The organism is Microbacterium sp. Bi128, assembly GCF_918698205.1.
In genome coordinates, this window is sequence record NZ_CAKKMM010000102.1 from 1 (window position 1) to 11,935 (window position 11,935).

An 11,935-nucleotide genomic window follows, 5' to 3' on the forward strand; every position below is an offset into this window, starting at 1 on the left:
GCAGTACACGAACGTGCAGCTTCCGTTCCCGCAGGATCCCCCCTTCACCCCCGATCTCAATCCGACCGGCGACCACCGGCGCACCTTCGAGCTGCCCCCCGAATGGATGCGGCGCGACGAGTTCGACGCCATCGTCCTGCGCTTCGACGGCGTCGAGTCCCGGTATCGCGTATGGGTCAACGGGACCGAGATCGGAGTCGGCACGGGTTCGCGACTCGCGCAGGAGTTCGACGTCACCGAGGCCGTGCGCGCCGGGACCAACACGATCGCCGTCCGCGTCCATCAGTGGTCGGCGTCAACGTATGTCGAGGACCAGGACCAGTGGTGGCTGCCCGGCATCTACCGTGACGTCTCGCTGCAGGCGCGGCCGATCGGCGGCATTGAGGACGTCTGGGTGCGGGCGGGGTACGACGAGCGCACCGGATCCGGTCTCCTCACGACCGAGCTGCGCGCCGAGGATCCTTTCCCCGTGCGTCTGCGCGTGCCGGAACTCGGCATCGACGTGCGGTGGGCGAGCGCGGAGGAGGTCTCTCCCGTCGTCGTCGACCGGGTCGAGGCGTGGAGCGCGGAAGTGCCGAGGCTTTACGACGCGACCGTGTCCAGCCGCGACGACGCCGAGACGATCGCGCTGCGGCTCGGTTTCCGTACGGTCGAGGTGCGCGGCGACCTCTTCCTCGTGAACGGCCGGAGAGCGGTGCTGCACGGTATGAACCGGCACGACACGCATCCCGACCTCGGCCGTGGCTTCGACGAGGAGTTCGTGCGCCGCGATCTCGAGCTGATGAAGAGGTACAACGTCAACGCGATCCGGACGGCTCACTATCCGCCGCATCCGCGCGTCCTCGACCTCGCCGACGAGCTCGGGTTCTGGGTCATGCTCGAGTGCGACCTCGAGACCCACGCCTTCCATCATGGCAACGACGTCTTCTCGCCGGGCGTCGACGAGTGGATGGACAATCCCAGCGAGGATCCCGCCTGGCGTGAGACCTACCTGGACCGCATGGAGCGCACGCTCGAGCGCGACAAGAACCATCCGAGCATCGTCATGTGGTCGCTCGGCAACGAATCGGGCACGGGTGCGAACCTCGCGGCGATGGCGGAGTGGGTGCGGTGGCGCGATCCCGAGCGGCCGGTGCACTACGAAGGCGACCGTGCCGGTGACTACACCGACGTCTACTCGCGTATGTACCCCGCCATCGCCGAGGTCATCAGCATCGGTTCCGACTCGACCGCCCTGCTGCAGGACGCGTCGGGTGCGCAGTCGGCTCGACAGCGGTCGAAACCCTTCGTGATGTGCGAGTACGTGCACGCGATGGGCAACGGCCCCGGCGGTATCGAGCTCTACGAGGACCTCGTCGAGGAGTATCCCCGCCTGCACGGTGGCTTCGTGTGGGAGTGGCGGGACCACGGCATCCGTACTCGTACGCCCGAGGGCGTCGAGTTCTTCGCCTACGGTGACGACTTCGCCGACACGGGCGTGCACGACGGGCACACCTGCATGGACGGGATGGTGCTGTCCGACGGGACGCCGAGCCCCGGCCTGATCGAGTTCGCCGCCGTGACGGCGCCCATCCGCTTCTCCATCGAGGCGACGCCGGAGGGGGTCGCGGTGCGCGTGAGCAACCTGAGGCACTCCGCCGACACGTCGGACCTGGTCTTCCCCTGGCGGATCGAGCGCGACGGCGTCGAAGTCCGGGCGGGGATCTTGGCGCTCGCCGCAGAGGGCCGCGGCGCTGTTCCGGCGGGCGGTCACGCTTCCGCACGCATCACTCTCGGTGAGGCGATGTCCGGCGAGGGCGGCGAAGTGTGGTTCACCGTGAGCGCGGCACTCGCCGATGATGCGGCGTGGGCTCCGTCTGGGCACGTCCTCGCGGCCCAGCAGGCGCTCCTCGTCGACGCGACACCGGTACGCACTCCCGCGCCGCGTCGTGCGCACGCGTCGGTCGCCGCGCGTGACATCCGCGGCCGGTACCGGCTCGGTGGAGCGGGATTCCTCGACGGGCACCTCGTCTCCCTCGGCGCGCTCGAGGTGGACGGTCCCCGGCTGGAGCTGTGGCGTGCGCCCACCGACAACGACAACGGGTCGCACATGGGCAGCTACGACGTGAGCGACCCCCTGGCGGGCCGAGGCCTCGGCGTCCCCGGCCCCTCGCACGCCTCGCGATGGCGCCAGGCCGGCCTCGACCGTCTGACCTCGCGTGTCGTGGACATCCGGCGCGACGACACGGTGCTGGAGAGACGCTCCCGGTGGGCCGCCGCCGACACGCGCGCCGCGGTGACGCTGGAGGAGCGCTGGGAGCAGGACGGCGACGACGTCCGCCTCACTCTGCAGTTCATCCCGTCGTCGCGATGGGACCTCGTCTGGCCGCGCCTCGGCGTGCGGCTGGATCTTCCCGTCGACGTCGAGGGTGCCGAGTGGTTCGGCACCGGGCCGGGGGAGTCGTACCCGGATTCCCGCCGAGGCGTCCTGGTGGGCCGTTACGGCGCGGATCTCGAGGGCCTCACCTTCCCGTACGCCTTCCCGCAGGAGAGCGGCCACCGTAGTGAGGTGCGTCAGCTCGACATCCGCCGCGGCGGCCGGAGGATGCTGCGGATCGACACCGAACCGGACTCCCGTGGCCGACGCCCCGGCTTCACGCTCGCCCGCCACACCGCGCAAGAGCTGGATCGCGTCGGGCACGCGCACGAGCTGCCCGAGCCCACGCGGACCTACCTCTACCTCGACGTGGCGCAGAACGGCCTGGGATCGCGGGCCTGCGGCCCGGACGTCTGGCCTGACGCCCTCCTGCGCCCCGAAACCCGAACGATGCACGTGCTCTTCCGCGCTGCCGCGTCCTCCTGACGACAGGAGCGATCACGGGGCCGACGCTCTCGGTGGTCCTCGGCGCGCCCCCGCGGTCTCCGGGGGTGCGCCGAGGACGTTCCGCATGTCCGTGTTTGATTATCGTGCGCGCACGCCCTAATCTCTTATTTGTTAGGACAAAGTAAGCTCCCCCCGATCGAAGAGGATCACCCTTGCGCCCTTCCCACCTCGTCTCACCGCTCGATGTTCTCGCCATCGGGCGGATCGGTGTGGATCTGTATCCCCTGCAAGACGGCGTCGGCCTCGAGGACGTGACCAGCTTCGGGAAGTACCTCGGCGGGTCGGCCACGAACGTCGCCGTCGCCGCCGCGAAGTACGGGCGGGTCGCCGCTCTGATCACCCGGACGGGCGATGACCCGTTCGGGGCCTACGCTCGGCGGGAGCTGGCGCGGCTGGGTGTCTCCGATCGATTCGTCGACGTCGTGGCATCCCTGCGCACCCCCGTCACCTTCTGCGAGATCTTTCCGCCCGACCACTTCCCCCTCTACTTCTACCGGGACCCGATCGCCCCCGATCTCGTCATCCACCCGGACGAGCTGGACCTCGACGCGGTGACGGGCGCGCGGGTGTACTGGTCGACGGTGACCGGGCTCAGCCGCGAGCCCAGCCGCAGCGCCCACTTCACCGCCTGGGAAGCCCGCGGTCGCCGACCGCTCACCGTGCTCGATCTGGACTACCGCCCCATGTTCTGGGAGAGCCCGGAAGCGGCGCGCGAGCAGGTGTCGCGCGCACTCGAGCACGTCACCGTCGCTGTCGGCAACCGCGAGGAGTGCGAGATCGCGGTGGGCGAGACCGATCCCGACCGGGCCGCGGATGCCCTCCTGGGGCGCGGCGTCGAGCTGGCGATCGTGAAGCAGGGCCCGAAGGGCGTCCTCGCCAAGACGCGGGACGAGCGGGTCGAGGTCGCACCGTTCGAGGTCGACGTGGTCAACGGCCTCGGTGCCGGGGATGCCTTCGGCGGCGCGCTCTGCCACGGTCTTCTGGCGGGCTGGGGTCTGGAGAAGACCATGCTCTGGGCCAACGCCGCCGGCGCGATCGTCGCAGGGAAGCGCGAATGCTCGACCGCGATGCCGGATGCCGCCGAGGTCGAGCAGTTCATCGAGAAGGCGGTCGCACATGCCTGACATCGAGAGGATCCGACAGATCCGGGCGGAGAGCCCCGCCCTCATCGGACAGACGCTCCGCGAGCGTCGGCGACGCTCCCTCCTCGGCGAGGACGGTCGGCTCTTCATCATCGCCGCCGACCACCCGGCACGCGGATCACTGGGAGTCGGCTCGCGTGGCTTGGCGATGGGCAGTCGGGTCGCGCTCCTCGAGAGGCTCGCCGCTGCGCTCGAGCGCCCCGGCGTGGACGGCGTGCTGGGCACCCCCGACATCATCGAAGATCTCGCCCTGCTCGGCGTCCTGGACGACAAAGTCGTCGTGGGATCCATGAACCGAGGCGGGCTGCAGGGCGCATCCTTCGAGATGGACGACCGGTTCACCGCCTACGACGTTCCCGCAATGGTGCGCGACGGTATCGACCTCGCGAAGCTGCTCGTCCGCGTCAATCTGGAGGATGCCGGAACGGCATCCGTTCTCGAAGGGACGGCGGCCGCGGTGTCCGCGGCGGTCACGGCACGGCTCCCCATCATGCTCGAGCCCTTCATGAGCTGCTGGAGCGGTGGTCGGATCGTCAACGACCTGTCCGCGGACGCGGTGATCAGATCGGTCGCGATCGCCGCGGGCCTGGGCAACTCCTCCGCATACACGTGGTTGAAGCTCCCGGTCGTCGACGACATGGAACGCGTCGCCGAGGCCGCGACCATGCCCACCCTGCTACTGGGCGGAGACCCGACGTCGGGTCAAGAGGAGACGTTCGCCTCCTGGGAGAGCGCCCTGGCGTTGCCCGGGATGCGCGGGCTCGTCGTCGGACGCACACTGCTCTACCCGCACGACGACGACGTCGTCCGCGCGGTCGACATCGCCGCCTCCCTCGTGCACGGCACGGTCCCGGCGCGCATTCCCACGAGTTTCTGAAGGAGACGTCATGACGACATCGATCGATGCCCCCGACCGCGACGGTGCGCTCACCCCGATCCCCCACTGGATCGGAGGCGCGCCCGTCACGGGTGCGGCCGAGCGCACCGGCGATGTGTTCGATCCCGCCCGCGGACGCGTCACCCGCCAGGTGGTCCTGGCCGACGCGTCGGACGTCGAGGCGGCCGTGGCGTCGGCGAAAGCCGCGTTCCCGCAGTGGCGCGACATGTCGCTCGCCCGCCGGCAGGCGATCATGTTCCGCTTCCGCGAGCTCCTCGACGCCCGCAAGGGCGAACTCGCGGAGATCATCACGAGTGAGCACGGCAAGGTCCTCTCGGACGCACTGGGGGAGATCACGCGCGGTCAGGAGGTCGTGGAGTTCGCCACCGGTCTGGCGCACCACCTGAAGGGCGAATACTCCGAACAGGTCTCCACCGACGTCGACGTCTACTCCCTCCGCCAGCCGCTCGGCGTCGTCGGGATCATCTCCCCCTTCAACTTCCCGGCCATGGTGTCGATGTGGTTCTTCCCGATCGCGATCGCCGCCGGCAACACCGTCGTGCTCAAGCCGAGCGAGAAGGACCCGTCGGCCGCGGTGTGGATCGGCGAACTGCTTAAGGAGGCCGGCCTCCCCGACGGCGTGTTCACGGTGCTGCAGGGCGACAAGGTCGCCGTGGACGGCCTGCTGGAGCACCCCGACGTGCGAGCGATCTCGTTCGTGGGATCCACTCCCATCGCCCAGTACATCTACGAGACGGCGGCGCGTCACGGCAAGCGCGTCCAGGCCCTCGGCGGCGCCAAGAACCACATGCTCGTGCTCCCGGACGCCGACCTCGACCTGGTCGCCGACTCGGCGGTCAACGCCGGCTTCGGCTCGGCGGGTGAGCGCTGCATGGCGATCTCCGTCGTCGTGGCGGTCGAGCCCATCGCCGACGAGCTCGTGGCGAAGGTGCGCGAGCGCATCGCGGGGCTGCGCATCGGCGACGGTCGTCGATCGTGCGACATGGGGCCGCTCGTGACACGGCAGCACCGGGACAAGGTCGCCTCGTACATCGACATCGCGATCGCCGACGGCGCCGAGGTCGTCGTCGACGGGCGCGACGTCGTCGCCGACGGAGACCCGAACGGATTCTGGCTCGGTCCGACTCTGATCGACCGCGTCTCGACCGCGTCGCGCGTCTACACCGAGGAGATCTTCGGCCCGGTTCTCGCCGTCGTCCGGGTCGCCAGCTACGAGGACGGCGTCGCCCTGATCAACTCCGGTGCCTTCGGCAACGGCACCGCGATCTTCACCAACGACGGGGGAGCCGCCCGGCGCTTCCAGCGCGAGGTCGAAGTCGGCATGATCGGGATCAACGTCCCCATCCCCGTGCCGGTGGCCACCTTCTCGTTCGGCGGATGGCGCCAGTCGCTCTTCGGCGACGCCAAGGCGCACGGCAGCGAGGGCGTGAAGTTCTACACGCAGCAGAAGGCCGTCACCGCACGGTGGCTCGACCCCTCGCACGGCGGTGTCGACCTCGGGTTCCCCCAGAACTGATGGTGACGAACGAGTGGCTGTTCCCTCGCGGCTCCCTCGAGGAGGGGCCGTGGGAGACCGTCGTCGGTGAGGGCGTGCCCGGATGGCGGTACACGGGGCTGCGTGTCGCCGACCTCGACGGGGACCTGGCCCTCCCGCCGGGAGCGCTCGAGCGCATGATCGTCCCCCTCGCGGGATCCTTCGTCGTCTCGGCATCCGATGATCGCTGGGTGCTCGAAGGGCGACGGTCGGTGTTCGACGGGCCGACCGATGTGCTCTACCTGGGCGCGACGAGCGGGCTCCGCATCGAGGGGTCCGGGCGCGTCGCGATCGCCGAGGCGCCGACGACCGCGAGCCTGCCGTCGGCCCTCCTGCGCCGCGACGACGTCCCGGTGGAGATCCGGGGCGCGGGGCGGTCGACGCGTCAGGTGCACAACTTCGGTGTCCCGGGTGCGCTCGCGGCGCAGAAGCTGATCGTGTGCGAGGTGATCACCCCCGCCGAGAACTGGTCGTCCTACCCCGCGCACAAGCACGACCGCGCCGGCGCGACCGAGAGCGAGTTGGAGGAGATCTACTACTTCGAGTCCGCGGTCGCGCGGGGCGCCGACGCGCCCGCCGACGCACGGCCGTTCGGGATGTTCGCCACCTACTCCTCCGACGAGCGTGCGATCGACACCGCTGCCCGGGTCGGCACCGGCGACGTCGCCCTCGTTCCTTACGGGTTCCACGGCCCGGCGGTCGCCGCGCCCGGGTACGACCTCTACTACCTCAACGTGATGGCCGGCCCCGGGGCCGAGCGGGCGTGGCGGATCACCGACGACCCGGCCCAGGGCTGGGTCCGGCAGCAGTGGACCGACCAGCAGCCGGACCCCCGTCTGCCGTACCTGTCGAAGGAGACCGCACCATGACGCGACCGAACGATCCCGAGACCGCGGCGCCCACGCGTCGGATGACCGTCGCCCAGGCGCTCATGACCTTCCTCGCGAACCAATGGACGGTGGACGGCGACATCCGAGAGCGCACGATCGCGGGCACCTTCGGCATCTTCGGTCACGGGAATGTCGCCGGCATCGGTCAGGCGCTGCTGCAGCTGCACACCGAGGAGCCGGGCCTCATGCCGTACCACCAGGCCCGCAACGAACAGGCAATGGTGCATCAGGCCGTCGGCTATGCCCGGATGCGGCGGCGACGTGCGACCTTCGCGGCGACCGCGTCCGTCGGGCCCGGTGCCGCCAACATGCTGACGGGTGCGGCGCTGGCCACGGCGAATCGACTGCCCGTGCTGCTGCTGCCCTCGGACACCTTCGCGACCCGTGTCGCCGACCCCGTCCTGCAGCAGCTGGAGCACCCCCACGACCCCGGGATGCAGGTGACCGACGCCTTCCGTCCGGTGTCGCGCTTCTTCGATCGCGTCCAGCGCCCCGAGCAGCTCTTCTCCATCGCGCTCGCCGCGATGCGGGTGCTGACCGACCCCGCCGAGACGGGGGCGGTGACGATCGCGCTGCCCGAGGATGTGCAGGCGGAAGCGCTCGACGTGCCGGTGGAGTTCCTCCAGTCGCGCGAGTGGCACGTCCGCCGTACGGTTCCCGAGCCCGGCGAACTCTCGCGTGCCCTCGAGGTGATCCGGGCCGCGGAGAGGCCTTTCATCGTCGCGGGAGGCGGGGTGCTGTACTCCGGCGCCGAGGATGCGCTGCGCGCTTTCGTGGAGGCCACGGGCGTCCCTGTCGGCGCGACCCAGGCGGGTGTCGGCAGCCTCCCGTGGGATCATCCGCAGTACGCCGGTGCGGTCGGTGCGACCGGGACGACGGCGGCGAACGCGCTCGCGGCCGAGGCCGACGTGGTGATCGGGATCGGCACGCGCTACAGCGACTTCACCACCGCCAGCCGGAGTGCGTTCCAGCGGGTCGGCGTGCGGTTCGTGAACATCAACGTCGCGTCCTTCGACGCCTACAAGCACGGCACCCAGCTCCCGGTCGTCTCTGACGCCCGGCGCGCGATCGAGGCCCTCGAGGTCGGTCTGACGGGATGGCAGGTCGCGGCCGACTACGCGCAGCGCATCGCCGCGGAGAAGAGCGCGTGGGATGCCGTCGTCGATCGGGCGCTCACGCCCTCCGGGGCCGACCTGCTGGGCCAGCCCGAGATCATCGGGGCGGTCCACGCCGCGAGCGACCCGACGGACGTCCTCGTGCAGGCCGCGGGGTCGCTGCCGGGCGACCTCCACAAGCTGTGGCGGGTGCGCGACCCGCTGGGGTATCACGTCGAGTACGCGTTCTCCACGATGGGATACGAGATCGCCGGCGGCCTCGGCGTGCGTCGCGCCGCGCCCGACCGCGATGTGCTCGTCCTCGTGGGAGACGGCTCGTACCTCATGCTCCACACCGAGCTCGTGACGGCGGTCGCGGAGGGACTCAAGATCGTCGTCGTGCTGGTCCAGAACCACGGGTACGCCTCGATCGGACACTTGTCGGAGACGGTGGGCTCCGCGCGGTTCGGCACGAAGTACCGGACCCAGGACCCGGTGACGCTCGACTTCGTCGAGGAGCGGTTCGTGCCGGTCGACCTCGCCGCGAACGCGCGATCCTACGGGGTCGACGTCATCGAGGTGGCGCCGGGACCGGAGGCCGCCCGCGAACTGCGCGACGCCGTCCGTCGCGCGAAGGCGTCGACCACGACGACCCTCATCCACGTCGACGCCGACCCGCTCCGGTACGGCCCCGACGGCGGGGGCTGGTGGGACGTTCCCGTCGCCGAGCATTCCACGCTCGCGACGACCCGCGAGGCGCGCGCCGAGTACGAACGCCTCCGCGCCGCCCAGCGGCCCCTGCTCGGCTGAGACGCGATCGGGCGGTGCCCTCGAAAGGCACCGCCCGATCCGTGCTCACACGCTCACGGCTTCGAGCGGGACTCGCCCGTGACGATCGAGCGGATCACGTCGATGGGGAGCTTCGGGACCCGGTTCTCATCGGCGAGGCCGTTGGCCTCCTGCATGGTGTCGGTGATCTGGGTGTAGCAGAAGCCCGCGAGGACCGTGCTCTCGAGCAGTGCCCCGAAGAGCCCCCGCACGTGGGTCTCCAGTTCTTCGACCGTGTTGCTGGTGGAGTAGCCCCAGGCGGGCTCCGACGGGGTCGTCTCGAACTTGATACCGCCGAACTCGCTCACCATCACCGGGACGTTCTCGGTGTCGGCTTCGCCTTCCGCCATCAGCATGCGGTGCGAGGGCCCGTAGCCCGAAAAGAGCGTCCGGAGGGCGTCACGATCCGCGTAGCGTCGAGCGAAGGTCTCGGGGTCGCCGTCGTAGTCGTGCACCGTGAGGATGTCGGATCGGGTGTGCTCCCATCCGTCGTTCGAGACGACCGGCCGGGTCGGATCGAGCGCGCGGGTCAGGTCTGCCAGCCCGCGCGAGAACGCACGCTGCGGCGCATCGGTGAGGATGTCGCGCACCCCCCAGCTCTCGTTCATCGGCACCCACGTGACGATCGAGGGGTGCGACCGGTCGCGACGCACGAGCTCCACCCACTCGCGCGTGAGATCCGAGACCGCGCTGGTGGTGAATTCGTAGGCAGCCGGCGCCTCACCCCATAGCAGGAGCCCGAGCCGGTCGGCCCAGTAGAGGAAACGCGGGTCCTCGGCCTTCTGGTGGATCCGGGCGGTGTTGAACCCCATGTCCAGGATGAGCTGCACCTCGGCGCGCAATGCCTCGGTGCTCGGCGCCGCGAGGTGGGATTCGGGCCAGAACCCCTGCTCGAGCACGGCTCGGACGAAGAACGGCCTGTCGTTCATGAGGAAGCGTCCTGCCGTCACGCCGACCGTACGCAGACCGAGGTACGAGGCGACGGTGTCCACGGACTCCCCGTCGGTGACGGTGACCTTCGCGTCGATCAGTCGCGGGTTCTCCGGAGACCAGGTCAGCTTCTCGTAGTGCTGGCCGTTGCGCTGGTCGCGCAGGGGGATGTCGAAGATGGGGGCGCCGGAGGAGACGGCCTGCATGGACAGGCGTGCGAGGAGGGTTGCGTCGTAGCTCAGCTCGACGTCGACGGTCGCGTGCGGTGTGAGCGGCCGGTTGAGGAGCAGCTCGAGTTCCACGCTGTCGGTGCCGCGCGTGGGTCGCCAGGTCAGTTCGGTGATGTGCGTCGACGCGGCCTGCTCGATCCACACCGGCTGCCAGATCCCGGTCGTGCGGCGATACCAGATCTCGTGCGGCTCGGGGAGCCACTCCTGCTTGCCCCGCGGCTGCCCCACGTCGAGGGGGCGATCGACGGCGCGCACGACGAGGAGGTCGTCGCCGTGTCCCGTGAGGTAGTCGGTGATGTCGGCGGAGAAGGGGGAGTGGCCGCCCGCGTGCGTGGCGACCTGGCTGCCGTTCAGCCAGACCGTAGCGGCGTAGTCGACGGCGCCGAAGTGGAGGAGAATCCTCGCGCCGCTGTCACCGCGGTCGGTCTCCGTCGCGGTCAGAACCCGCGAGTACCAGATGACCGGGTGGTACGAAGGGTCGGCGATGCCCGAGGCGGGCGACTCCGGCGGATACGGCACGACGATCGTCCGATCGAAGTCGCCGGTGCGGAACCACCCCTCGGCAGATCCGATCTCTGAGTCGTCGTAGGCGAACCGCCACTCGCCGTCGAGGCTGTGCCACACCGGCCTGCGCAACTGCGGGCGCGGGTACGAGCCGATGTGGTCGGATGCGGATGACGTCATTGGGTCCATGCGGACACTGTGGCGTACTTTTTCTAGCGCTGCAAATTTACATCGCGGTACTGCCGCGTACCACGAGGTCGAATCCGACGAGCGTGTGACGTCCCTCGCCGCGTTCTCCGCCCATGCGGTCGCGCAGGAAGGAGAACGCGGTCTGGACGAGCGTGGCCTTGTCGGGCCGGATCGTGGTGAGTGCGGGAGCGGTGAACTGGGTCATCAGGATGTCGTCCCAGCCGATGACGGCGACGTCGTCGGGCACGATGTGGCCGGCGGTCCGGAGCGCCTTCATCGCGCCGATCGCCGAGAGGTCGTCGAAGCACACGAGACCGTCGAACCGCGTCCCCGCCTTGAGGGCGTCGCTGACGGCCGCTTCGGCGGCGAACGCCCCGAACTGCGTCATCGGGATCAGGAGATCGTCGCTCCGGACGGCGTCCGACTCCTCGAGCGCCGCGCGGTAGCCCTGCAGGCGAAGTGTCGCGGTCGTGTGCCCCGTGCGGTGGTTGCGGCCCAGGAACGCCACGCGCGTCCGCCCCGACTGCAGCAGATGGAAGGTCGCCGTGCGGGCCGCGGCGATGTTGTCCACCATCACGTGGTCGACCGTGGGCGGAGCGGGCATCTCGCCCAGTAGGACGAGCGGGGTCGTGCCTCGCAAGTCCTCGATGGCGTCGGCGTCCAGGAACGTCGGCTGGAAGACGAGGCCGTCGATGAGGCCCTGCTCGCGGCCGCGGAGGACGGCGCGTTCCTCCTCGAGACCGCCGGTGGTCTGCTCGATCAGCAGACGGTAGTCGAATCCGTCCACCTCGGTCGACATGAGCGCGGCCAGCTCGGCTAAGTAGGTGGCCTCG

8 protein-coding genes are annotated in these 11,935 nt (G+C 70.0%); 6 read left to right on the plus strand and 2 right to left on the minus strand.

Going from position 1 to position 11,935, the window contains the following annotated elements:
- The 6 genes from LQV45_RS09895 to iolD all read left to right on the plus strand — a co-directional run.
- Positions 1–2,842 (plus strand): glycoside hydrolase family 2 TIM barrel-domain containing protein (locus tag LQV45_RS09895; RefSeq protein WP_230006866.1); only part of this gene is annotated, 2,842 nt, incomplete at its 5' end.
- A gap of 173 nt (positions 2,843–3,015) precedes the next feature.
- Positions 3,016–3,987 carry a 5-dehydro-2-deoxygluconokinase gene (gene iolC / locus LQV45_RS09900; RefSeq protein ID WP_230006867.1) on the plus strand — a complete coding sequence of 324 codons (972 nt, stop codon included), beginning with the start codon at positions 3,016–3,018 and terminating at the stop codon, positions 3,985–3,987.
- Positions 3,980–4,882, plus strand: a complete 903-nt coding sequence (locus tag LQV45_RS09905; RefSeq protein WP_230006868.1) for a deoxyribose-phosphate aldolase — start codon at positions 3,980–3,982, stop codon at positions 4,880–4,882. The genes iolC and LQV45_RS09905 overlap by 8 nt, the downstream gene beginning before the upstream one ends.
- 10 nt (positions 4,883–4,892) lie before the next feature.
- On the plus strand, positions 4,893–6,419 hold the full coding sequence (locus LQV45_RS09910; RefSeq protein ID WP_230006869.1) for a CoA-acylating methylmalonate-semialdehyde dehydrogenase: 1,527 nt from the start codon (positions 4,893–4,895) through the stop codon (positions 6,417–6,419).
- Positions 6,419–7,306 carry a 5-deoxy-glucuronate isomerase gene (gene iolB / locus LQV45_RS09915; protein ID WP_230006870.1) on the plus strand — a complete coding sequence of 296 codons (888 nt, stop codon included), beginning with the start codon at positions 6,419–6,421 and terminating at the stop codon, positions 7,304–7,306. Before LQV45_RS09910 ends, iolB begins: the two co-directional genes overlap by 1 nt.
- The gene (gene iolD, locus LQV45_RS09920) at positions 7,303–9,231 is read left to right on the plus strand and encodes a 3D-(3,5/4)-trihydroxycyclohexane-1,2-dione acylhydrolase (decyclizing) (RefSeq protein WP_230006871.1); all 1,929 of its coding nucleotides are present in this window, start codon (positions 7,303–7,305) and stop codon (positions 9,229–9,231) included. Before iolB ends, iolD begins: the two co-directional genes overlap by 4 nt.
- Positions 9,232–9,284: 53 nt before the next feature.
- Here the strand turns inward: iolD and LQV45_RS09925 are convergent, their stop codons facing one another.
- Together LQV45_RS09925 and LQV45_RS09930 are read right to left on the minus strand one after the other, a co-directional pair.
- Positions 9,285–11,102 (minus strand): glycoside hydrolase family 2 protein, encoded by a 1,818-nt coding sequence (locus tag LQV45_RS09925; protein WP_230006872.1) that lies wholly within the window; start codon positions 11,100–11,102, stop codon positions 9,285–9,287.
- Between the two features lie 37 nt (positions 11,103–11,139).
- A partial coding sequence (locus LQV45_RS09930; protein WP_230006873.1) for a LacI family DNA-binding transcriptional regulator occupies positions 11,140–11,935 on the minus strand: 796 nt, incomplete at its 5' end.

What these genes read in the sequence shown, in the direction of transcription:
- LQV45_RS09905 (WP_230006868.1), top strand. Translation starts at nt 3,980, where the DNA reads ATGCCTGACATCGAGAGGATCCGACAGATCCGGGCGGAGAGCCCCGCC.
- LQV45_RS09910 (WP_230006869.1), top strand. Translation starts at nt 4,893, where the DNA reads ATGACGACATCGATCGATGCCCCCGACCGCGACGGTGCGCTCACCCCG.
- iolB (WP_230006870.1), top strand. Translation starts at nt 6,419, where the DNA reads ATGGTGACGAACGAGTGGCTGTTCCCTCGCGGCTCCCTCGAGGAGGGG.
- iolD (WP_230006871.1), top strand. Translation starts at nt 7,303, where the DNA reads ATGACGCGACCGAACGATCCCGAGACCGCGGCGCCCACGCGTCGGATG.
- LQV45_RS09925 (WP_230006872.1), bottom strand. Translation starts at nt 11,102, where the DNA reads ATGGACCCAATGACGTCATCCGCATCCGACCACATCGGCTCGTACCCG.